This is a genomic window from Wolbachia endosymbiont (group A) of Melieria omissa, from assembly GCF_964031125.1.
In the GTDB taxonomy this organism is placed as follows: Bacteria; Pseudomonadota; Alphaproteobacteria; order Rickettsiales; family Anaplasmataceae; genus Wolbachia; species Wolbachia pipientis.
The window spans coordinates 272,751-296,157 of the sequence record NZ_OZ035007.1 but is presented as its reverse complement, the minus strand read 5'-3'; the positions used below and the strand labels follow the sequence as shown (position 1 = coordinate 296,157).

The window sequence follows — 23,407 nt, the reverse complement described above, 5'->3', positions numbered from 1 at the left end:
TAGAATTTTATTAAGCGTTATGATAGTTGAGTTAAAAATGCCTAAAAGTAATAGTAAAAAAGAACCTAATGAGAAAAATAAACCTCAAGAACAAAGAGAAGGCAGAAGCGGAGGTTTTTTAGAACTGCTAAAAAATATAATAAAAATTCTTTTCAATTCGGTCGTTGACCTACCTGAGCACGAGCAGCATAATAAAATGAAAAGCACTAATCTACAACAAGGTTTGGATACTAAAGGAAAAGGCCCAGAAGATCTTCATCCAAAGGCAAAGCTTGAAGTTAAAGAAGCAGCTAAGGGATTGAAAGAAGAGTTACAGAATTCTGATGCTGGTGGTAATCAATCTATTGAAACTAAAGTGCCTAATCAAACTACTACTCAAGACATTGACAACTCTAAAACGATGGAACGTTAGTTCAACTATTTAACATCTGCAGCAAGCACTGATTCATGTATCATCTCTGAAATGGTTGGATGAGGAAAAATCGTAGATTTTATGTCGAAGTCTGTTCCTTCTAGTTGCTTTGCAAGAGCAAAATTGCTAATTAACTCCGTTACTTCTGCACCTATCATGTGGCTACCCAGAATTTCTCCGGTTTTTTTATCTATAATCGTTTTCACTAACCCTTCAGTTTCACTGAGTGCAACAGACTTACCATTAAAGTTAGAGTGAAATTTTCCTATTTTTATATCATACCCACCTTTTATTGCCTGTTCCTCAGTAAGGCCGATGCTCGCTATTTGTGGATGAGAATAAGTGCAATTTGGTATGCATTCTTTTTTTAACGCATGAGCATTTTTACCAGCAATCTTTTCAATGCAGATCACGGCTTCATGGCTCGCTTTATGTGCTAAACATGGTGGGCCAGCTACATCACCTATTGCATACACATTTGATTCACTAGTTTCATACCATTCATTCGTTTCAATAAAGCCAGAAGGGCTTAATTTAATTTTTGTATTTTCTAAACCTATATTTTCAATATTTGCTTGAATTCCAACCGCAACAATCACCCTCTCAAATTCTTTGCTCTCACCACTACTTAGTAGCACTTGAGCAGAGTCTTTACTTTTAGTAAGAGCTTTTACGCTACTGCTTGTATATATTTCTATCCCCTGTTTTGTGAATATTTCTTGTGCTAAATCTGAAATGTCCTTATCCTCCAGCGGCAAAATAGTGCTCTTTATCTCTATGATTGTTACATCAACACCCAAAGTACTATAAAAACTTGCAAATTCTATTCCAATTGCACCAGACCCTATAATTAGTAGCGATTTTGGTAATCTCTCTGGAGTCATAGCGTGCTGCGCATTCCATATTAAATCTCCATCTGCCTCTATTCCAGGCAGATTCCGTGCCCTCACGCCTGTTGCTAAAATGATATGCTTGGAAACAATTTCTTGTTCTTCCTTATCGCTAACGACTTTTATAGTACCATTGCCTGCAAGTTTACCAAAACCTTGATGAACTTTGATATTATTTTTTTTCATCAAATATGCAACACCGCTTGACAATTTATCAACAACGTTTCTTGAGTATTTCACTATTGATTGTATATCAAAATTCGCTCCCTTTACTTCTATACCAAACTCTTTTGATCTTTTTATTAGCCTATAAACCTCAGATGCTCTAAGCAGTGATTTTGTTGGTATACATCCCCAATTTAAGCATATACCGCCTAAATTTTTTTCTTTTTCCACAATTGCAGTTTTAAACCCAAGCTGTGCCGCTCTAATTGCCGCTATATAACCACCAGGACCGCTACCTATAACCGTAATATCATACTCATTCATCAGTTTTCTTCGTATTCAAAAAGATTATATATAACAGATGGAACCCATACAATCAATGGTCTGTCATCTACCGTCTTAAGAGTCAAGATAAAAGTTGTTATTTTTTATCATGGCATTTAAACAAACGATAATTTTTCTCATGACAGCAACTAATGCAACCTTAGCAGCTTTGCCAGAATCAACCAAACGCTGATAAAACGCTTTCATTTTTCTGTTGTGGCGCATAGCAACAAGAGCTGACATGTATAGTGCTTTCCTTGCATAAAACCTGCCTCCTTTGATTTGAGCTTTGCCAACTTTTCTTCCACTTTCACTAGTTTTAGGTGCAACTCCAACTAAGCATGCAATTTCTCTATTCTCTAATCTACCAAGCTCAGGCACCTCTGTCAGTAGAACGCTCGCCGTCTTTGATCCAATACCTTTATAGCTGATTAAAAGCTCATTTTTTCCTTTCAATTCAGCTATTGCGTCTTCTATGTCTTGCCTAATTTCTTTCAATTGTTTTTCAGCAAACCCTATCTGTCTTTCTATGTATTCTCTAGCTTTTCCCGTCGCACTTTGCAGGCGACACTTGTTTGCATGAATTGCATCATTTAAATTACGCTCAACTGCCCCCAGCTCCTTTAATTCCTCTTGCTTTTGTGAAATTATACATCCTTTTACTTCACCGTCTTTACTGACAAATTCAGCGTATTTTTCCAGTAATTTAGCATCTAACTTGTCAGTTTTTGCAAAATGATTGCAAGCTTTGGCAAATGCATATACCCGATTCGGGTGAGCTTTATGGACAGTTATCTTGCAACAATTTTATAATGAGCTTTTCATAGCCACCAGCTTACACATAACTTGATGGGTAAATCGACTATATTTGTTTCTATAAACTTAGATATAGCATCACTCACGTTTGCTATGCGCTTATGCTTGCCATTAATTGAGATGTCCAATGCTTCCTTGGAAACATCTACTCCCATGAAAATTATTCTAGCCATTTTTGTACCTATAAATATAATCAAACAATAATGCAAAATGCTGTATACAGGATTGTAATTCGATCTTTTAGATCCACCTACCGTTCGTACTACATTTTGCTTTAAGCCTTACTATTACCCACAAATAAAAACATAGTATTGTATTTACTCAAATAATTTAATTTTATTAACCTGAAAGCTTATTAGATTAAAATTATTAAACTAAGAGTTATAATTTTAGCAACTAAAAGCTGTAAATTGCACCATATAAACAGTTATTCCAAGCAAAAGTTATGCCATTAAGAGCTATGCAACAAACATTTATATTTGTGGGTAATAGTAAGATCTAAATCCGATAGAGCATTGTTGGCACACCATCAAAAGTCGCCTCAGACCTCTAATGCATCAATGTACAAACTTACACCTTTTAGTTGGTAATACCATTTTAGACGTTTATCATTCGTTTTAGAAAATACTATAGTAGCGGAATGACGAATTTTTGTTTTTCAAATTGTCAGTAAATCTAAGTCAGTTTAGCTATATAAAACATAGTATAAAAAGAGCTATTTTAGCAAAATTTTAAACAAATAAAGTTAATTACTTCACAATTGATACCTTACGAGAAAAGCACATTTGATACAGATTTAAAATACAAGTTAACGAATTATTATGATTTTTACCAAGATAATAATATAGTAAGGTTTGGTAGTGAGGTATCAAAATGGAAAAATACACCAACGCATGGTTTAATAAGAAAGATAATCATGATTGTGCAAATGATGGCACTTGCGGGCAATCTATAAAGGATTTTAGGATTGGTAATTCTGATATTTCTTTTTTTGATAGTAACAAAAACTTAATTGCCAAAGTACCTAAACTACCAAAGTATTCTAGGGATAAATATGGGCATCAATTGTATAAGGAAGCTGAGTCAAAGCAGTTCAATTATTTTTCCACAAATATACATGATGTTTTGTCTAACAGCTTTACCGTTAAATACGGGTATATAAATTGTACTATAAAATACGACAACTTATCTGAGCAGGAACAAAACCAAATAGAAACAGACATTAAAACTGCCTATGAAGCATTTAAAGAAAAGTTTTGCTTGAAAAATAGTAATGCAAGTTACAATATAACGGTTCACATTTTTAATAATAGAAGCGATTATACAAAGTATAACAATCTTCTCGGCATAGATGAAGATGGTGGTCCAGGATATATTACACGAGGAGTAACAGATTGTCAGAATATTCTGACATATAAGCAAAGTGCCATGGATTTTGTTCTAGGTCATGAGCTAGGCCACATATTTCAATTGCGTTTTTCACCATCGGCAACAGTCCAAACTTTGAATATTCTGGATACTGAACTCATAGCGAATGTCATTGGACGAGAGGTAGAAGAAAAAAATTATAAAGCTATTTGCAAGCAGATGGGTGTAGATGAATATGAAGGCCATGGATGGATGTTTAAATTTAAATATAAAGGTACACTTTATAAATATCACAAGAACCTTTCAGAAGAAGAAAAATTTAAAGCTATACAAAATGTCAAGAATATTCGTGAACTAGTAGATGAATATGAAGATCATGGATGGATGTTTAAATTTAAATATAAAGATACAACTGGTAGTATATACCTCAAGGACCTTTCAGAAGATGAAAAATTTCAAATTATACAACGTGTCAAGAATTCTGGACTAGATGAATATGAAGACCATGGATGGATATTTAGTTTTAAATACAAAGGCACCACTTATAACGTAAGATACAAGGACTTTTCAGAAGATGAAAAATTTAAAGCTATACAAAATGTCAAGAATATTCATGAACTAGTAGATGAATATAAAGACCATGGATGGATATTTAGTTTTAAATACAAAGGCACCACTTATAACGTAAGATGCAAGTACTTTTCAGAAGAAGAAAAATTTCAATTTATCAAAGACATTAAGAACTCTCATGAATCGCTCGTTAGTGAATGTGATGGATTGGGGAATGAGAATACAGTTTTATCGATTCACGTTGATGAAAATAAGGAGATAAGTCGAATGTATTTTCGAAACTCCGACAAAAATATATTCAAACAGCTAGATAAGACACTTATAAGCAGAAGTAAGTCTGAAGAAGAGGTAAATGAAAACCGCACGAATCCAGAGCCAGAAGAAGAACAAAAAGGTGATGACTACACAGAGGTTACAGGAATGTTGCAATTTAAGTACAAAGGGACCAATTATGCTATACAACACAGAGGTTACCTTTTAGTAGAAGAAGAAAAACTTCGATTGATTCAAGATATAAAGAACTCTCATGAATCGCTCGTTAGTGAACGTTATAGATTAAATGAAGGGTCATTAAGTCAGAATGCAACTGTAGTAATTTTTGTTGATGAAAACAAGGACATAGAGAAAATGTATTTTCATAATCCAGACAAGAATATGTCCAAATGGTTAGATAAGACACTCATAAGCAGAAGTAAGCCTGAACAAGATGTGGATGACAGAGCAGGAAAAGAGCCTGAACCAGAATCAGCCGAAGAGGATACTCAGCAACCCAGTAATTTCTTATCCAATATTTTTTCAGCAATTAAATCCATTATTGATTCTATCTCATCACTCTTTTCATGGTTATTTGGGTCGAAAGAGAAAGAGTCTAATCAACAATCTGATGATAATCCTTCTTTGTTTAAGCTCGATGCTAATGAGTTAGATCACGAAGTTAGGCCTGATGCCAATGAGTTAGGTCACGATGTTAGAGATCACTTATCAGACAATTATAACCATTACAACTCATCTGATGGGCTAATGTAATATAGCTAATTTACAGTATCTGTTCAGATGCATGGCTAATGTACAAATATTGAAACAAAAATTCCAGTGCCCCTGTGATGTCATTCCAGTGCTTGACACTGGAATCCAGCATTTCCATAATCATCAAAACATTGTATTTTAACAAAAAACAGCTATTTTTATGCTTACCAACTTAATAAAATTCCTGGATCCCAGTGGGCTTTGTTGCATCGCTCAAGTGAAAAGAACTGGCAGTTACTGACAAAATTCATTATAAATAGCCATTTAACTGTTGAAGAAAAAATATGCCACAAAAAATGAGAGTCAGTAACTGCCATGAATATAACAAATTTCTCCAAGAAAGAGGAAGCATTTTTTGTTATATCAATGACGCCATAGAAAATTGGTACGAGAATTGTCCAAAAATGCAGGGCGGCAACTATATTTATAGTGATAAAGTTGTGATTTTGGTGCATATAATCGTCAGTTTCTTTAGAATTGGTTTAAGACAAACAGTCGGGTTTATAAAAGGGTATTTGTAACAAATAGGAAGAGATTTGGCAGTTATCAGCTATTCACAAGCATCAAGAAGGTTTAAGAAACTTAATATTAAGATAAATGATTGCAGAAAATAATATGGAAGATATCGAAATTGCTATAGACAGTACAGGAATTAGTATATACAACAACACACAGCAAGGAAAATAGCACTGACAGAAAATATCGTGGCTATGAGCAAACGAGAAAATTGCACGTAATGTTGAATATAAACAACAAAAAAGCCATAGCTGTAAAATACAGTAACGGCTGATCACTATGGAGCTTGTGATTTGCTAAAAGAAGTTGATTTTCAGCATGCCATAAAAGCACTATATGCAGATAGAGCATGTGATAGGCACAAGTTTTATAAGTTGTGTAACGAATATGATATAAAGACAAAAATTCCACCAATAAACAATGCGGCAGAACATCCAGAAATAGATTATATGTCTAACAGGAATGCTGCTATTAGGTTAATAAAATTATACGGTGAAGATGGCATGAAAGAATGGAAAAAAGAAGTAAATTATGGGAAAAGATCTTATATTGAAGGGTTTTTCTCAAGATTAAAGCAAATATTCGGATTTAGTTTTAGGAATAAATCTGAGATAAATCGAGAAAAAGAACTAAATGCTATTTGCTTAATAAATTCACTGATATTGGTATGGCTAAATTTGAGATAGTTACATGAATTTACCATAAATCACCATCTCATAAAGTGTGATGCAACAAAGCCATCCCAGTGTCAAGCACTGGGATGACACCCTCCTTATGGGCCAAAATCACAATGTTCGTACAGTTGTGGATTCATTCGCGGTATCTCGGCATAGATTCCGCTAACAAGTAGCGGAATGACGAATTTGTCGTTTTTCAGATTGTCGTAAGTCAGTTTAGCTATAGCATAATGCTATATTAATAAATAATCTATATAATACTATTAAATATAATAATTAAAATCTAAATTACTTTCTCTATAAAAGGAGAAATTTACCTTAATGAAAATACATATATATTTAATATTGTTTTTATTTTTTTCTTGCACTCAACTATATGCTGACGAGGAAATTGCAAAATTTGATTTACTTATTGGCGAGATAAATGAAGCAAGCTTCACTCTTAAAGGTGCAATAAAGGTTACAGTAGAACCAGGCTGGCACATATATTATAAAGATCCTGGAGATTTTGGCCTTCCCACGTCTATTAGTTACAAAGGTAATGCATCAGATATAAATATTCACTGGCCTATTCCAAAGGAACATAAAGATAAAGTAGGGAGAGAGACGTTTGTAAGTAACGTATATGAGGGTATGGTATTATTTCCCTTTAAGATGAATATATTTTTAAATCAAGGGTATATTGACCTTAACTTCCATATAAATTATGCGATATGTAAAGATAGGTGCATCCCTAAAAATGTTGAGATAAAAATCAGGCAACCATTAAAGGATTTTATAGATTCTGATATCAATAAACTTATAAATGAGTGGTATGAAAAATAGAGTTCTCATGGGGTAGGTGTCATTCCAGCGCGTGACACTGGAATGGCTTTGTTGCATCGCTACTTATGAAAGGCTAACTATAATTAGGATTATAAGCAACTTATTGAAAATCTTGTTTTTTTGCAATCAATCTGATCAAATTTAAGAATAGTAATTTGTTATTTATATTAATAAATTTAATTCTATTGAAAATAGCTAAAGCATTGAAATTCTTGAATTTTAGCCGGATTAGTGAGTGGTAGTGAAATTTCTTTTACTCAAATTTAGGTATTCACTGACCGTTCTTGTTATAAATACCAGAATAATAAGCTACTGATATTCTCCACCTTTTTTATCTTTAATCCATCATAGCTAGCGATGCAACAAAGCCCACTGGAATCTCATTTACTTTTTTGTTCACTATGTGAGGAACTTGGGCCTACAAGTATATAAACATAATGGTTTCGCATAAAAAATTTAGATCCCAGTGTCACGCACTAACTGTACGAACATTGAGATATAAGAGTAATTTGTACCAAGAAAAAAGATGTCATCCCAGTGTCCAGACACTGGGATGGCTTTGTTGCATCGCTAGCTATGATGGATTAAAGATAAAAAAGATAGGGAATATCAGTAGCTTATTATTCTGGTATTTATAACAAGAACGGTCAATGAATACCTAAATTTGAGTAAAAGAAATTTCACTACCATTTACCAATCCGGCTAAAATTCAAGAATTTCAATGCTTTAGCTATTTTCAATAGAATTAAATTTATTAATATAAATAACAAATTACTATTCTTAAATTTGATCAGATTGATTGCAAAAAAACAAGATTTTCAATAGGTTGCTTATAATCCTAACTATAGTTAGCCTTTCATAAGTAGCGATGCAACAAAGCCCACTGGGATCCAGATTGGACACTAAGTTGGTGAGTATAAAAGTAGCTAACCTTATGTTAAAACACAATATTTTTGGTGAGGGGTTGCATTAAAAGCTGGATTCCAGTGTCAAGCACTGGAATGACATCGTCTTAACATTGTACCATATTACAATGTTCGTACAGTTATGTGTCACGCTACTTGGATGACAAGAAAAGGTTTCTAGAATGACGGAAACGAAGTCATACATAGAAAATAGGTTAGGTATTTTCAATTTTTGTTGTATACTCAAATAAAAATCTCACTTTTACAGATGGATACAGTAAAGTTTGTTTTATTACTGCCAACAATATTACTCATGCTAGTTGCTGGTGTTTACCTATCGATTAAACTAAAATGGCTACAGGTATTTAGATTACCATACGCCCTTTCACTCCTTGGAGCTAAAAAAGGAGAAAATAAATTTTCTTCTATAGCCGCTCTGTTTACAATTTTAGGGGGAAATTTAGGAGTAGGAAATATTTCAGGAACTGCTGTTGCTCTAAAAACCGGAGGACCGGGCTCTATTTTGTGGATGGCGATAATTATTGTTATCACTTCTGTGATAAAATATGTCACTTGTTATCTAAGTATAAAAACCAGAAAGGAAAAGAACGGACGGTTTATAGGTGGCCCTGTAGCCTACATCGCTGATGCATTTAACTCTAGAAAAGCTACAATTGTGTTTCTAGTTGTTATGATAATGGTTTCAATAACAGTTGGTAACCTTGTTCAGGTAAATTCTCTATCAATACCACTTAACATGATAGATGTGCCTGTAGTCATTGGTGGCATTGTAATGGCCATAATATTTTTTGTTGTTGCAGCTCTCAGCTTAAAAAAAATTAAAATTTTTATATCGGCTATGATACCGATAATGACGGTAAGTTACCTCACACTTTGCGGTATCATATTATTTAAATTTAGTGAAAATATTCTTCCTTCTCTAAAACTAATAACAAGCAGTTTTTTTACAACTAGTAGCTTTAACTCTGGTTTATCTCTAGGTTTGATTTTAGAAATGTTGACTATTATTCAAGTTGGAACTTTGCGAGGTATTTTTGCAACAGATATAGGGCTTGGCCTCGAAGGAATCGTACATTCTTCAATTGTTCCTAAGAAAAATAATAATAAATTTATTATTGAACAGAGCCTAATCACAATAATATCGCCTTTTATAGTTGCATTCATAGTGTTTATTACAACAATGGTACTGCTTGTCACAGATTCTTGGGTCACTGATTTAGAGAGTACTAACATGTGCATATTTGCTTTTAGAAAAGCTATGAATTGGCCCTATATTGACTATTTAATTATGGCCATAATGTTTTGTTTTGCCTTTACTACTATTTTTACTTGGTTTTTTTGCTCAAAACAGACAATACGCTATGTGTCTATGGATAATAAATACACTAAAATCTGGATTGTAATTTTTACCATGATCATTCCGCTTGGTGCGATAGGTAAAGTCCGGTTGCTATGGGATGTTGCTGATATCTCGATTGCTGCTTTGTTGTTTATCAACATACTCGCTATACTCAAGCTAACCTCTCAAGATCCAGAAGTGTTTACTATGAGTAGCAGATATTTGAAGTTGCAAAAACAGAGCTATAGCTAAAGCAATTTAGGCTATGCAGCTGTTGTGATATAAGAGTGATTTCCGCCAAGAAGGATGTCATCCCAGTGCCCAGACACTGGGATCCAGGAATCTTGATTGGCACTAAGTTAGTGAGCATAAAAGTAGCTAATCTTATGTTAAAACACAACATTTTTGATGGGGTTCGTGAAAGGCTTGATTCCAGACTGGAATGACAACTTAAATCGTTTGATGTTACCATAAAATAGCTTGTGTCATCACATTAGTAACACAACCTTCCTTAATAAAAATTCAACCAATGCTTGTGATAATTATATTAGCTAGTATTAGCTAGAACTAAAGGCAGAGGGTTATTAGTGAGGGATATATGGGCACTAACGATACACAACAAGAACACATTTATAATGAGCGCATTCAAGAAATTTTTCCTTTATTTGATAAAATAAAAAAGGAAGACGACCCAATTTATAATGCTAGAGTTGATTTTAACACAGTAAAGTTTTTAACAAAACACGCCAACTGGAATTGGGACGAAGAAGAAAACAAAGATAAAGCATATGGAGTTATTCTTCAGAAATGCGACAAGACAAAGAAAGCTGGACAAGAGCTTGAAAGTGAAGTTAAAGAAAGGTTGAAAGAGTATGTTGATGATGTTGCAGGAGTTTCAATATACGGTAATCACGCAAGTATTACGCTGGGAGATGACAAAAAAGAGTTTAAAATCAGCGAATTTTTAAATAGTGATTTTTGTGAGAAGAATGAAATCTCGGGATTTTCAACATTGCATAGTGATGGAAAGAGCGGAATGCATGGTTTTGTTGCCGAGGAAGAAGGGAAAAAAATAAGACATTATGTCGTAACTGATGGTTCATATGAAATGACTTTAAAGTGGTATGCGGAGGGGAAGGAATGTAAGATCAAAATTAAGATTGATGCTAACGGTGTAGACCTTGTTAAAGGTGATGATTTTTCTCTAGAACGGTTAGAAGTAAACAGAGATGTAAAAATAGGTGGTTTATTCTTGCATGAAATACAATTCAGGGAGAAAGGACAAGGAAAAGTGAATGAGATGCAACATAGTAAAGACAGTAACGAGCTATCATCTGAAACTACGACAAGAATTGATGTTAATAGAGATGTTAGTGTTCAAGCTACTGATATAACTCGAAAAAAAGAAGATCACCATTCACATTTTGGACCACAATCTAACAGCAGAAGGCAGTCTTACGATAGCGGAATTGGAAAAGATTTTGACGATAAAATTAATTCTCAGGAGGCTAAAGAAAAGCGTGAGCTTAGACAAGCAGCACGAGAAGCAAATTCGGGAGGTCAAGTTTATAACCTACAATCGCTTTTTGAGGAGAATCCTCAGAACAAAAAAACTCCTCCGCCACTTCCACCTAGAACTAGTTCACTACCACCTAAAAAAGGTGTTTTCGATGAGCAAGGGGGAGCCAAATCTGGAAGCCAAAAACCAGATGACTTGCGCGAAAATGAGCAAACACCTAATAATCAGCAAAAAGGTGCAACTTCTGATTCTTCAGATAGTTCTACTTTCACCAAGTCTGTAAGCCACAATCAAGATAATAGGCAAGAAGATGAACGGTATGACAATCCTACATTTGGACATGCTGTACCTGGAAGCCAAAAACCAGATAGAAGTGAGCAAACACCTAATGATCAGCAACAACCTAAAACCCAGCAACAAGAAGGAAATAGCAAAGGCGATCTGTTACAAGACATCAGAAATTTCAAGAAAAACAACTTACGGCACATTGATGTTGATGATAGAAAAGCATCAATTGCAGGAAGTAGAAAAAATAACCCATCACCGTTAGAGACATTAAAGGACATAATTCCTTATTCATCTTCTCCAGATAACAGTGATAACCAAGATGCTAGTGATGCTAAGTGGAAAGAAAGTGAACAGCCGCTCTCTGCTACAGCACTCAATAATAAAAGTGACTCGGGCTATTCATCTCCAACTCATGACAATAATGAACAATCTCAAGTAAATCCTGAACAGTTAAAGAAGAGCTTAGAGAACATTGAACAAAGTGATCAAACTCCACCTGAAAATCTTCTTAAAGAAATCAGAGATAGATCACAGCAGGATAATAGAGGATTAAGGCAAGTTGATCCTACTGATAAACTGTCACAAGATAAAGAAGATGGATTGCAAAAAGACGATTTAGCAGATGTAAAAATAGTGGAAGGTCCAACTATTAGTGTCTCTGCTTCAACACCAAATAGTATAAGTGATTCAGGCTATATATCTCCAACTAATAGTGATAGTAAATCTCAAACAGATTTAAAACAGGTAGGAAGGAAATTAGAAGAACATATTAGACAAAGTAATCTAACTCTATTTGAAGAACTTAAAAATACATTAGGTCAAGAAAATCTCGGGTTAAAACCAGCTGATCAGAGTCAGATTAGCGAAGAAACTAAAAAACGCTTGAGAGAAGTTGGGTTGCTAAAAGACAGCTCAACAGACATAAAAGCAAACGATTCGGGCTATTCATCTCCAACTCATGACAATAATGAACAATCTCAAGTAAATCCTGAACAGTTAAAGAAGAGCTTAGAAAACATTGAACCAAAAGAAATCGGAGATACGAGTGAGTTAAAAGGAGCATTGGGAAACCCGGATAAAGGGTTAAGAGAACCGGCACAACAGGCTACTAAAGAAAATATTCCTAAAGATTCATTCTCAGAAAACATTTTAGAAAAGATAGGAGAAGGTAAACAATATGACCCTATACGTAAGTGGTTAGAAAAAACAGTGGCAGAACGAGAAAATAATGACACTAATCCAACTGTAGATAAAAATAGCGAACTATATAAATTACTAGAGAAAGATGAAGCACAACTGAAAGCTGGAGTAATAGAAGAAGAAAGAGGAGATACTTTAACAGAACACACTGATGGTTATGATCGCAATAGAATTGCATTAGCTAACAGAAATAAAAGACCACTAGATTGGGCTAAACAGGTTGCTGAGTCACAACAAAAAAAAGATACTAATAAAGGTATTTCAATATAAATTGAAGTTAAAATAATTGCTTAGCAAACAATAGGTTTCATGTAATGGTAACCCTATAACGGAAGAGTAGGAGCCGCGTAAGAACAATACGAACACTCCAGCTAGGCCTTGTATATTGCATCCCCCCGCCCTATTTTTCCACTCTTCTGATGCTAAATAATACTTAATTTCTTGTTCACTGAGACGTTTAAATTTCACTATTGTAACCACAGTCCTGATATGTTGTTTAGATTGATCGGGAGTTAATAGACATACACTGGTGTATACTCTATGCCTTCTTCCTGATAACAAGCGGATACATTTTTCTGCTTGCTCAACGTTTTCAGCTTTGAGCAATATCCTTCTACCACAAGCAACAACTGTATCAACACCAAGCACAAAATAATTTGGATTTAAACTTTGTATTTTCTCAGCTTTACTTTTTGCCATACGGATTGAGTAATCCTTCGGAAGTTCCTTTTTTAAAGGGGCTTCATCTATATCTGCTGGCAAAATTAAACCTGGCTCAATGTTTATTTGTTTTAGTAAAGCTATACGCCTTTTCGATGATGAAGCAAGAATAAGATTATTTAGAGATCGTTCTGTCACTTGTACCTTTAAGCCTTCTAATGATCCTACCCTTTCTCGCATTCCTATCGTAAATGCTCATCTCAACTAACACCCTATCCCCTATAATGATGCGTATTTTACTTCTTCTCACTTTCCCTGATACATGACAGATAATCTCATGTTCATTGTCCAGTTTCACTCTAAATTCTGCTGCAGGTAGTAAAGCAGTTACTGCCCCTTCCACTTCAAAAATTGTTTTCGATTTCTCGTCTTTTATCATATGTTATATTGTAATTTAATAATCTTTTTTAGTCTACTATAGATTTTAAATTATTATCAACACAAAAGACCTTTTGCGCCCCACTTAAGTTGCAACTTAACCCCAACCATCTTCACAATGATACCCTACCTACGTTTCTACTCTCTGCAACCTTCTCAATAGAACTTATAGGACTTATGTTGAAAGATAAATCATTATCACAATTTTCTTCATCGCTATCAAGTCCACTATCAACGCTTAAAGATCTGAGTAATGTTGTCTTCTCTCTCAGTGGAACATAAGACTCATTATCAACGCTTGAAGATTTGGATAACCTTTTCTTCTGTCGTGGAGCATTACCAGACTCATTAGAAATTTCTCCCGTTAATTGATTGTTGAAGCTCCTTTGTTCATCAGCACGAATTTTTTCTTCCAGTCCATCAAGCATTCCTACCAATTCATCACCCCATTCATTTTCTTCTTCTAATAATTGTTTACACTTTTCTTTCTCACGCTCTAGCTCGTTTCTTAACTCTTCGACTTTATCTTCATCTTTAGTGAGTTCAAGTGTAAGCACCTTATCTCCTGGAAATTCCTCGTACTCGTTTTCTAGTTCTTCAATGTTGAGTTTTAGTCTCTCTTCTCCAAGTGTATCTTGTAAATCGCTATCCTGCCTATCTGATTCTTTAATCTTTTGCTCAATTTCTACTTGTACCTTATATTCCTGATCTAATTCTCTTAGCTGATCTTTCAAGCGCTCTTTCTGCTGGCGTCGTTCAACCATTATCTGTTCCGCATCTTCTCGTGCTTGATTTAGCTCTTTTTCCAAATTCTTCTTTCCTGCATTAACAATTTTCAGCTCTTCCTTTAGCTTTCTTTTTTCTTCATATACACCTTTAAGTTCTTGTGCTTTCCCTTGTAGCTCTTTTAACACACCTGCTAATTCTTCATTTTTTTGTGCCATTTCAGTTTGCAATTCCGTGTTTTTTTGCTCCTCTTTTTCAAACCTGTCTTGTAAATTGCTATTCTGCTTCTCTAACTTTACAATTGTTTGATTAGCTTCTGCTTGGGTTGTTTCTAGTTTCTCCTGTAGTCGCTGATTTTCTTGTATTAATTCATGGTGCTTTTTATTTATCACTTGCAACCCTGCTTCTATTTCTTGCTTCAATTCAACAGCTTCTTTTTTCAAATTTGACATTTCTTGCTTCAATTCAACGTTTTTTTCGGACAGCATCTGATTATTTAAAATCAATTCATCCATTTGTTGTGAAGCAAATTCTGTCTGAGTTCCAGTGTGCTGTAAATTGACTTCCGTTTTAGTTTCGATTTGTTGTGAAGCAACTTCTGTTTGAGTTTCAGTGTGTTGTAAATTGACTTCCGTTTGAGTTGATGCATTGCTATTAATAGAAGGAGGAAGGCTATTGTCAGCATCAACTTTAGGGTCTAATTCTCCCTCTGGTTCCTCGCGATAGGCCGCTATAGACTCATTTTGAAAATTATTATTAGCAGTAGGTACAACATCAGCAGCCTTACCTTTTTCTAGTACAGCATCATATAAGGAGAGACCTTGAATATATAATTCATCGTTTTGCTTTATTAATTCTAAGATCTCATCCGATAGCACAAAATCTTCATCATTAAATTTTAGTACTTCAGTTATGCCATCGCTACTCACATTCATAATCATGGTACACATTTCGGATCCATCCTTTACAGGCCAAGTGCTTTTCATTTCATAATATGCGCCCTCTTTAAATTCATAATATCTTTCCTTACCTTTCCGATGAGCGTGTATTTCATGTTTTTTATTGCAATAGATATTCAGCTCTTTAATATCTTTCTCTTGCTGTAAAATGTCACTAATCCTGGTTTGCTCACTTCTATTGTAATTAATAAGATTGATATTCAAAACTCTATGAGTGTTATCAGTTTCTGTGTAATAAGCTCGAAACTCTACGCCTTTCTCTCCAAGATATTTACTTGCAGCTTCTTTTCCCTGCTCTGCCAACTTTATGCATTTATCTATATCTTCCTTAAAGCTCTTATTAGCAGACTCTGTTACTGCTTTATCTATGTACGTTTTTTTAAAATCTCCATCATTTATTAGGTCATAAAAACTCCACTTATCCCCAAAAGCCCTCTGCACGTAAGTGAAATTCTTTTTTTCCTTTAGTTTTCCTAAGAACCACACCTTTTCTTTCAGATTTTTCAGTTGAAAGCTTACCCTTGCCTTTACACTAGAGTTTTTGGCAGGAATACTAACTTCTTCTAATTCTTTAAGTAATTTGTTATTTTTTATAATTGAGGAGCAAAACTTTACAATAGCAGAATTTGCAAACGAAGGATCTTTTTTTATATCTTCATCAATAATTTCTTTAAAACGTGCAAATTGAGGTAGAACATAAAAATTGATTATTTCTTTTTCTGATCTTGTTTTATTAGCATAAGAGATATCACCTAATTGTGAATATAACTCTTTTAATGTATAGTAGATAAGCGTAGAGTAATAAACCTCCCTATTCAGTGAAGTTGGTCCAATACACTTTTCAAGTTGATCACCTGTTTTTCCTGCCTCTGCTGTTTTTTCTTCTTTAGCCAAACTTCCAATCATAATACACCTCCTTAACTATATTTATATTATACCAATTAACATATATTAAAAGAAATCAAACTGTATAACCTCGCCCTACACTAACTTTTATGATTACTTAATTGTGTGAAAATAACTGCAAGTGTTAAACTTGAGCTTTTATTTTTCATTATACATTTCTTACTACATGTTTATACTGCTGTCTTGCATAATAGACTATTCGAAGTTACACAAGTATTTTTTTTATTAGATAAGAGTTAGTAAGAGCCTGTTCATAATTTTTTCAGAAGTAAGGCAGTGAAAGCCAGAACTACCATTTGTAGGCTAGTATTGAGTTTTCGCTCACAATTTTTCCACAATCTTCTACATTTTTCTAACCAAGCAAAAGATCGCTCCACAACCCATCTTTTGGGCAATACAACAAAGGAACGTAATTCATTTCTTTTGATCACTTCAACGGTTGCACCAATAATCGTTTTTATTTGAGTTACAAAATTCTCTCCAGTATAGCCTGCATCAACCAGTACATTTTTAACTTCCGAGAGGTTTTCTTTTGCATTTTCGACCATTCTCACAGCACTGCTACGGTCAGTTATCTCTGCTGTTGTTGTATAAATTGCATGCTTGCGTATCTACTGCAATACGGCCCTGAAATCTTCTTGCCTGCATCATAGCTTCAGCAGTATCTGCATTTTTTATACTCTGTGCATCAATTATGCAGAAGCTTTTCCGACCATTGTTTTGTCGCAATTATTTTTTTTTAATACCAGCTCCAGAACACTTTCTTTATTTACATCTGGTTTTTCACTCCACTTCTTAAAATAGTCGTAACAATTGCGCCATTTTGGGAACTCTTTTGATACCATTCTCCACTAGCAACCACTTTTTAACACGTATAACACTCCACAAAATATATCATGTAAATCAAGTGTTCTTGGTTTTGTCTTCTTTCTGCAAGATTCCAGATCTGCTACAATAATCTCAAACTTTTCTCGACTTATGTCACTTGGTTATAAACTTCGCATATCCTACTTTATATACTTTATCCTCTCACTTTATCTCTTTTTTGAGATTACGTACAGGCTCTAAGATACAAAGACGTTTTCAGAAATCTTTAAGCTTAATAACATCCTCTCTCTTTGGACTAGTTGAGATTAGATGAATTGGTACACCTATTAATTTTTCTAACCCTTCTATATATTTTATTAAATTGATAGGCAATGTTTCAATCGACCTTTTACCTTGAGTGTTTTCTTTCCAGCCAGGAAACTCTTCATATATTGGCTCTAATTCCCCTTGTATTGAATGCGATGCGGGTAAATAATCATATATTTTTCCGCTATACTTGTAACCAGTGCATATTTTAATTGTATCAAAAGAATTAAGCACATCTAATTTGGTTAATACAATGCTTGAAACTCCAGAGAGTTGTACGGCCTGGCGCACTAAAACTGCATCGAACCATCCGCAACGCCTTCTTCTATTGCTCACTGTTCCAAGTTCCTTACCTATAGTAAACAAGCTATCTCCTACTTCATTTTTCTGCTCAGTAGGAAATGGGCCATTGCCCACTCTTGTTGTATAAGCTTTTACCACACCAATAATGTAAGCATTGGAGGATAACCCTGAGCCTGTTATTGCTTGCGATGCTACAGTATTACTTGAAGTAACAAAAGGGTAAGTTCCGTGGTCGATATCTAAAAATGCGCCTTGGGCACCTTCAAATATTATTTTCTTACCTTCTTTCATCAAGTCATTTAATATCTTCCACACAGGTTTTTTATATGAAAGAATTTTTTCTGAAATCTCTTGAATTTCCTTTAATATTTCTTCTTTTTTAACCACCTGGTAGTTAAGGCCTTTCCTGATAGCATTGTGGTAATTCAAAAGAGTATCCACTCTTTTATTGAGCTCATCTGCGTTTTCTAAGTCACAAAGGCGTATAGCTCTCCTTCCAACTTTATCTTCATAACATGGCCCTATCCCTTTGTTTGTTGTACCAATTTTGTGATTTCCATTTAAATCTTCAAATAGCTTTTCCTTGTCCTTATGTATGCTAAGTATTAATGGACAGCTCTCGGATACCATCAAGTTGTTATAGTTTACGTCTACTCCTTTAACTTTCAATGACTCTATTTCTGAGATTAGAGCGTGTGGATCAAGAGCAACGCCATTTCCTATGATAGATATTTTGCCTGGCCTCAAAACAGCAGAGGGCAGTAAATTTAATTTATAAACCTCATCATCTACTACTATAGTGTGCCCTGCATTATTTCCTCCCTGAAATCTCACAACTACATCTGCATTCTCAGAAAGATAATCTACTATTTTACCCTTGCCTTCGTCACCCCATTGCAGACCAACAATTACAATGTTATTCATCATTATTTTCTAGATTAATACATAAATATTAATGCAGTACGCTACAAATGGAAAGAGAAATCTACGCCTTTCCTACACCCCTTAAATAAAGAAATATACTGTCGATTTTCTTAATATATTACCAAATTATTCATCATTATATGATATAACTTACAGCATATTTACAGTAAGGTGTTATTTATGAAAGAGACAAAAGGAAAAAATAATAAGAGTCCAGTAGTTAGATTAAAGGCCACAGCTAAAGAGTTCAATTTTAGTAAATTAAGAGCAGATCAAGATAATAAATTAGCGAATTCCGGTGAAACAATGTTCTTAGATTTTCAAAGGATGAATTTTATTATTAACGGAAAAGAAATAGATAAAAATCTTATTATTGCATTTAAGGAAGGAGCTAAGCACCGCAAAAGCGAACTTTTTAATAGTGATGATATATATAATGACGAAATATTTAACAAAAAAGGAACAAGAGAAATAGATACGGATCATGGCAAAGCTTTTGTTGCTTCAGTACTCGAAGATATTGAGAAAGAGCTTGTAAGTAATGCATTGGGTGAGCTATGGAAAAATCACTGTGAAAATTCCAAAACTGCCAATCATCAAAAAACCGATTCATATAAGAAAGAATTTGAAGAATTTTACAATGCTGGCCAAAGGTATATCCATCTATTACCAACAGAGAAAGATGAAAACAAGGATTACCGTTCCTTTGCAAAAGAAGTTTTCAAAAAAATGTTCAGATACGCTGGGGCAGAAGTTCCAAGTGATGCTATTTTAGAAGAGCTAGTTAACAATTGTAATCAAGCAGGGTATGAGGCTGCTCCATTTATACAAACCCAACTTGCACTTGGACAGTCGTTCATAGTAGAAAATCCTAAAAAAGTAATAAACATTGATTGTGCTAACCAAAATAATGTGAGAATTAGATCTGATATGAGGCTACCAATACTCTCTGTTAAAAATCAAGTTATGCATGGCGATAAGATATGTAATCTGTCTAGTTCATTGGAATTTACAATTGAATCTCACAATGGTGAAGACTTTGTAACATACAGAGATGGTAAATTGTCACTTACTATTCCTAAAGAGTTAAAAAATTATAAAGATAATGGCAAGAGCTTGTTTGACATTATTAAAGAATATTTTCAGAAATTCTGTGCAAAATTAGGATTTAAACCTGAGACAAAAATACAAATAGAGCATGGCTTCGGTGCTCAAAGTAACTATTTAGATGGTACAATATCAACCACAGGATCAGATGCAAATGAAGAATTTATCAATCTTTTAAGCGAAAATCTCAGAGAGAGGTTATTGGGGTCAGGAGTTGCTCTAGAAGATGAAGATGTTGATGATGTTGTTGAAGTCAGAGTATCTACCGTTATAGATCTATTGAGTGATTATGCTAAATTGGAAGATAATAAAGAACACAGAGAGTTATTAATAAGTAAAGTAGCAGATAATTTAGGACTTTCCACTCAAGATAAAACAGCACCAGAAGTATTGATGGAATTAGGCTCTTTACCTTCTTTGACAAAAGGTCAGGTTAATCATAATCAAGTGCAGTCTGTTGTAAATACTTTTATTAAGTTAATTATTGAAGGGAAAAGCGAAGTATACAAAAAAGGAGGTGCGATTAATGCAATTGATGCAATTCATAAGGAGATAGATAAGGCAATTGTTGAGCAAGAAAAAAAAGCAACCAACAAACAAGATATAGAAAATGATAAATGGACAGATAGAATCAAAAAACAGAATTATTCTGCGGAATCACATGAACATTTACCTTAAAGATATTAGTAGGCTCTTTAAATATTTTAGAGTTCATGGTTACAACGGTTGCTATTTTACAGTGCATCTCACAACACTTTCTTCAAAAATATACATGTTAACATACCCTGGACGTACAAGATCACACTTATACCCAAGCTTTTCATAAAATACTTTCGCTTTTTGAAAATTCATGGTTGCAACGGTTGCTATTTTACAGTGCATCTCACGACCATAATCATGAACTTCTTCCATTAGCTGCTTTCCCATACCTTTTCTTCTATAATCAGAGTGCACCCAAAGCAAGTCAGTGTAAATTGAACCATAGATAACAAAACCGCTACAACCTACAATAATTTGTTCAGTATCATCGCGAATAAAAAAAGCAAATGGGTTACACGTACCTTTATCAACGGTTTCTTCATTAATCTTTTTGAGTAGGAATTCAATGTCTTTGCTACTTGGTGATGTGGTGTGTTCTATTTTCATCTCTCGGCCTAATACCGCATACTGATTTCTCTCTTTATCTTATATAAATTAATTAAGTAAAGTGAATACAGTATCCACACTACTAAAAAAAATGTGGCACAAAACATAAACATTGCAACCAGTGGCAACAGCAGGGAACTTTCTATTGCTATTCCACCTTTTCTCAAAATGCTTGCTGGCTGATGGAGAGTGGACGATAAATTCACGGAAAATTTTACTATAGGAATATTTATAGCACTAAAGATGGCAAATACTGCTGCTGATTTTTCTGCCCTCGCTTCATTATCAAAAGCGCTCCACAATGAAAGGTAGCCAACATATAGGAAAAATAAAATCAGCATTGAAGTAAGCCTTGCATCCCATACCCACCAAGTGCCCCAGGTTCCTTTTCCCCAGATGCTGCCTGTGATTAAGCATATTGCCGAAAAGACTGTCCCTGCAGGAGCAGCAGCATGTGCCAAGACACTAGCAATGCTATTGTTCCATACCAATGAAATGAAACCAAGTGATGCAATTAATCCATATATTCCAAGAGCAAGCCATGCAGAAGGCACATGAATGTACATGATTCGTACAATTTCTCCTTGTTTATAATCTTCTGGAGAGAAGAATAACGCCAAAGACATTCCAATTAAAAAACATGCGAAACAAATAACCCCAAGCCAAGGTAGAGCTTTCTTAGAAAAATAAGAGAAATTTGTAGGCTTTAATAAAAACATTCGTTTTGAGAATAATTGTGTTAAGAATTTACCAATTAGTTTGAGTTTTATCAACAGGATAGTTTTTCTATATTTACGTAGGTCAACAAATTAGCATAATTTCAGTAGCAGATTGCTAGCTATTATTTTTAGTATATGACCCTTAAAAAGCTTAATCTACACTTAGTATCAGATTCAAGTGGTGAAACTGTTATATCAGTTGCAAAATCAGCTCTGAAACACTTTCGTTCTGTAGAAACGATCGAATATGTTTGGTCTTTTGTAAAAGGAGAAGAGCAGATTGACAAAATTCTGGAGGAAATTAATAGGAAAAGTGATGAGCATAATTTTGTTATATGCACTATTACTGATGATGAGCTAAGAAAATATCTAAAAGATAACTGTATAAAGTTGAAAATTCCCTATAGAGCAATATTATCACATATTATTAGAGAAATTTCGTCTTATCTTGAAATTGAAAAAGACGAAAAGCTTGACTTGCATACTGAGATAAATAACGAATATTTTCAGCGCATTGAGGCAATAAACTACACTATTAATCATGATGATGGACAAAATATTCAAGATATTGATAAAGCAGATATAATTTTGGTTGGAGTTTCACGTACATCAAAATCTCCCACCAGTACGTATTTAGCTTACCGAGGCTATAAGGTTGCAAATATTCCTTTTGTTAGTGGGGTACCCTTTTATGTCGACTTGGCAAAATTAAAAAATAAACTAACGATAGGGGTAACAATAGACGTAAGTAGGCTAATAGAAATACGCAAAAATAGACTTACTTCAATTAACAACGAAGATAATAATATATATGCTAACCCTGAGAAAGTAGAAAAGGAAATTAAAGAAGCAGAGGAGCTCTTTAAACAGAATAACTGGCCAATTATCGATGTCACGCAAAAGTCGATCGAAGAAGTATCAGCAACAATTATACAATATTTTAATAAAATGTTATCAATTGACTAACTCTTGATAAGTGATTATAATGTAAAGTAATTTAATTCTTACTATAGATATGAAAGTCAAAGGGTCGCTAAAATCTCATCGTAACAGAGATAAAAATTGTAAAGTTGTGAAAAGGGGTGGTAAGATTTACATTATAAATAAGGTAAAGCCAAGGTGTAAAGCGCGTCAAGGTTCTTAGCTTTTTGTTCACCTTTTCATGTTATATATTTTTTATATGTGAAAGTACGGTGCTTATATCTAAAAAGAAGCAAAAGTTACTGTGTTTAAGCGCAGCCTTACTCATTTCTTCCCTTACATTATATTTCAGCATTAGCACAATTACAGGTAAACGTGGCTTATTGACGTTAATCGATTTAAAAAAAGAAATCGAGTACAATAAACTTTTGCTAAAGGATGTCTCTTCTGAAAAGGAAAAGTTGGACAACAAAGTATTTGGCTTATATGAAAAAAGCTTAGATTTAGATCTGCTTGATGAGCAAGCAAAAAATGCTTTAGGTTATGTGAACCCTAATGAACTTATGGTTGTTCTTGACGTGGAATAGCAGTAGTGACCTTACC

The 23,407-nt window shown here is 34.1% G+C and carries 16 protein-coding genes and 3 pseudogenes; 10 read left to right on the top strand and 9 right to left on the bottom strand.

Translation table 11 applies throughout. The features are described 5' to 3' along the window. The first annotated feature begins 19 nt into the window (after nt 1-19). Nucleotides 20-412: a hypothetical protein gene (locus ACQH2Q_RS01290; RefSeq protein WP_006279962.1), complete on the top strand. Its 393-nt coding sequence runs from the start codon at nt 20-22 to the stop codon at nt 410-412. 5 nt (nt 413-417) lie between these two features. Here ACQH2Q_RS01290 and lpdA read toward each other — a convergent pair whose 3' ends face one another. Continuing rightward, nucleotides 418-1,791 carry a dihydrolipoyl dehydrogenase gene (gene lpdA, locus ACQH2Q_RS01285; RefSeq protein ID WP_151807945.1) on the bottom strand — a complete coding sequence of 458 codons (1,374 nt, stop codon included), beginning with the start codon at nt 1,789-1,791 and terminating at the stop codon, nt 418-420. A 75-nt stretch (nt 1,792-1,866) separates the two neighbouring features. Next, nucleotides 1,867-2,780, bottom strand: a pseudogene (locus tag ACQH2Q_RS01280) (IS110 family transposase). A 700-nt stretch (nt 2,781-3,480) separates the two neighbouring features. Here ACQH2Q_RS01280 and ACQH2Q_RS01275 point away from each other — a divergent pair. From ACQH2Q_RS01275 to ACQH2Q_RS01255, 5 genes and pseudogenes are all read left to right on the top strand, one after another. Beyond that, on the top strand, nt 3,481-5,571 hold the full coding sequence (locus tag ACQH2Q_RS01275; protein WP_425383525.1) for a hypothetical protein: 2,091 nt from the start codon (nt 3,481-3,483) through the stop codon (nt 5,569-5,571). 284 nt (nt 5,572-5,855) lie between these two features. After that, nucleotides 5,856-6,781: pseudogene (locus ACQH2Q_RS01270) on the top strand (IS5 family transposase). A 304-nt stretch (nt 6,782-7,085) separates the two neighbouring features. Continuing rightward, entirely contained in the window at nt 7,086-7,589 is a 504-nt protein-coding gene (locus ACQH2Q_RS01265) for a protein-disulfide reductase DsbD domain-containing protein (RefSeq protein ID WP_155968372.1), read from the top strand. Between the two features lie 1,173 nt (nt 7,590-8,762). Continuing rightward, the gene (locus ACQH2Q_RS01260) at nt 8,763-10,106 is read left to right on the top strand and encodes an alanine:cation symporter family protein (protein WP_425383524.1); all 1,344 of its coding nucleotides are present in this window, start codon (nt 8,763-8,765) and stop codon (nt 10,104-10,106) included. A gap of 346 nt (nt 10,107-10,452) precedes the next feature. Then, on the top strand, nt 10,453-13,131 hold the full coding sequence (locus ACQH2Q_RS01255) for a hypothetical protein (RefSeq protein WP_174515885.1): 2,679 nt from the start codon (nt 10,453-10,455) through the stop codon (nt 13,129-13,131). On the opposite strand, the gene ACQH2Q_RS01250 is transcribed toward ACQH2Q_RS01255, so the two are convergent. The 5 genes and pseudogenes from ACQH2Q_RS01250 to ACQH2Q_RS01230 all read right to left on the bottom strand — a co-directional run bounded on the left by ACQH2Q_RS01250 (nt 13,123) and on the right by ACQH2Q_RS01230 (nt 18,911). Beyond that, complete coding sequence (locus ACQH2Q_RS01250; RefSeq protein ID WP_010082554.1) at nt 13,123-13,719, bottom strand: Maf family nucleotide pyrophosphatase; 597 nt, start codon at nt 13,717-13,719, stop codon at nt 13,123-13,125. The genes ACQH2Q_RS01255 and ACQH2Q_RS01250 overlap by 9 nt on opposite strands. Then, nucleotides 13,697-13,960 carry a translation initiation factor IF-1 gene (gene infA / locus ACQH2Q_RS01245; protein WP_007550159.1) on the bottom strand — a complete coding sequence of 88 codons (264 nt, stop codon included), beginning with the start codon at nt 13,958-13,960 and terminating at the stop codon, nt 13,697-13,699. The genes ACQH2Q_RS01250 and infA overlap by 23 nt, the downstream gene beginning before the upstream one ends. 112 nt (nt 13,961-14,072) lie before the next feature. Then, nucleotides 14,073-16,550: a hypothetical protein gene (locus tag ACQH2Q_RS01240; RefSeq protein ID WP_425383523.1), complete on the bottom strand. Its 2,478-nt coding sequence runs from the start codon at nt 16,548-16,550 to the stop codon at nt 14,073-14,075. A gap of 251 nt (nt 16,551-16,801) precedes the next feature. After that, nucleotides 16,802-17,530: pseudogene (locus ACQH2Q_RS01235) on the bottom strand (IS5 family transposase). Nucleotides 17,531-17,633: 103 nt separating this feature from the next. After that, entirely contained in the window at nt 17,634-18,911 is a 1,278-nt protein-coding gene (locus ACQH2Q_RS01230; protein WP_264339160.1) for an adenylosuccinate synthase, read from the bottom strand. 180 nt (nt 18,912-19,091) lie between these two features. On the opposite strand from ACQH2Q_RS01230, the gene ACQH2Q_RS01225 reads away from it, so the two are divergent. Next, nucleotides 19,092-20,696, top strand: a complete 1,605-nt coding sequence (locus tag ACQH2Q_RS01225) for a hypothetical protein (RefSeq protein WP_425383522.1) — start codon at nt 19,092-19,094, stop codon at nt 20,694-20,696. 51 nt (nt 20,697-20,747) lie between these two features. Here the strand turns inward: ACQH2Q_RS01225 and ACQH2Q_RS01220 are convergent, their stop codons facing one another. Together ACQH2Q_RS01220 and ccmC are read right to left on the bottom strand one after the other, a co-directional pair. Continuing rightward, complete coding sequence (locus tag ACQH2Q_RS01220) at nt 20,748-21,164, bottom strand: GNAT family N-acetyltransferase (protein WP_083250453.1); 417 nt, start codon at nt 21,162-21,164, stop codon at nt 20,748-20,750. Between the two features lie 8 nt (nt 21,165-21,172). Next, on the bottom strand, nt 21,173-21,883 hold the full coding sequence (gene ccmC / locus ACQH2Q_RS01215; protein WP_264339161.1) for a heme ABC transporter permease CcmC: 711 nt from the start codon (nt 21,881-21,883) through the stop codon (nt 21,173-21,175). Between the two features lie 135 nt (nt 21,884-22,018). On the opposite strand from ccmC, the gene ACQH2Q_RS01210 reads away from it, so the two are divergent. The 3 genes from ACQH2Q_RS01210 to ACQH2Q_RS01200 are packed head-to-tail and all read left to right on the top strand — an operon-like array spanning nt 22,019 to nt 23,391. Then, nucleotides 22,019-22,849: a pyruvate, water dikinase regulatory protein gene (locus ACQH2Q_RS01210; protein ID WP_006280267.1), complete on the top strand. Its 831-nt coding sequence runs from the start codon at nt 22,019-22,021 to the stop codon at nt 22,847-22,849. Nucleotides 22,850-22,898: 49 nt separating this feature from the next. Continuing rightward, nucleotides 22,899-23,027, top strand: a complete 129-nt coding sequence (gene ykgO / locus ACQH2Q_RS01205) for a type B 50S ribosomal protein L36 (protein WP_006279631.1) — start codon at nt 22,899-22,901, stop codon at nt 23,025-23,027. Nucleotides 23,028-23,076: 49 nt separating this feature from the next. Beyond that, nucleotides 23,077-23,391 carry an FtsB family cell division protein gene (locus ACQH2Q_RS01200; protein WP_010962526.1) on the top strand — a complete coding sequence of 105 codons (315 nt, stop codon included), beginning with the start codon at nt 23,077-23,079 and terminating at the stop codon, nt 23,389-23,391. Nucleotides 23,392-23,407: the final 16 nt, after the last annotated feature.

Excerpts from the sequence above, each read along its gene's own strand:
- ACQH2Q_RS01290 (WP_006279962.1), top strand. The coding sequence starts at position 20 with ATGATAGTTGAGTTAAAAATGCCTAAAAGTAATAGTAAAAAAGAACCT.
- lpdA (WP_151807945.1), bottom strand. The coding sequence starts at position 1,791 with ATGAATGAGTATGATATTACGGTTATAGGTAGCGGTCCTGGTGGTTAT.
- ACQH2Q_RS01275 (WP_425383525.1), top strand. The coding sequence starts at position 3,481 with ATGGAAAAATACACCAACGCATGGTTTAATAAGAAAGATAATCATGAT.
- ACQH2Q_RS01265 (WP_155968372.1), top strand. The coding sequence starts at position 7,086 with ATGAAAATACATATATATTTAATATTGTTTTTATTTTTTTCTTGCACT.
- ACQH2Q_RS01260 (WP_425383524.1), top strand. The coding sequence starts at position 8,763 with ATGGATACAGTAAAGTTTGTTTTATTACTGCCAACAATATTACTCATG.
- ACQH2Q_RS01255 (WP_174515885.1), top strand. The coding sequence starts at position 10,453 with ATGGGCACTAACGATACACAACAAGAACACATTTATAATGAGCGCATT.
- infA (WP_007550159.1), bottom strand. The coding sequence starts at position 13,960 with ATGATAAAAGACGAGAAATCGAAAACAATTTTTGAAGTGGAAGGGGCA.
- ACQH2Q_RS01240 (WP_425383523.1), bottom strand. The coding sequence starts at position 16,550 with ATGATTGGAAGTTTGGCTAAAGAAGAAAAAACAGCAGAGGCAGGAAAA.
- ACQH2Q_RS01230 (WP_264339160.1), bottom strand. The coding sequence starts at position 18,911 with ATGAATAACATTGTAATTGTTGGTCTGCAATGGGGTGACGAAGGCAAG.
- ACQH2Q_RS01225 (WP_425383522.1), top strand. The coding sequence starts at position 19,092 with ATGAAAGAGACAAAAGGAAAAAATAATAAGAGTCCAGTAGTTAGATTA.
- ACQH2Q_RS01220 (WP_083250453.1), bottom strand. The coding sequence starts at position 21,164 with ATGAAAATAGAACACACCACATCACCAAGTAGCAAAGACATTGAATTC.
- ccmC (WP_264339161.1), bottom strand. The coding sequence starts at position 21,883 with ATGTTTTTATTAAAGCCTACAAATTTCTCTTATTTTTCTAAGAAAGCT.
- ACQH2Q_RS01210 (WP_006280267.1), top strand. The coding sequence starts at position 22,019 with ATGACCCTTAAAAAGCTTAATCTACACTTAGTATCAGATTCAAGTGGT.
- ykgO (WP_006279631.1), top strand. The coding sequence starts at position 22,899 with ATGAAAGTCAAAGGGTCGCTAAAATCTCATCGTAACAGAGATAAAAAT.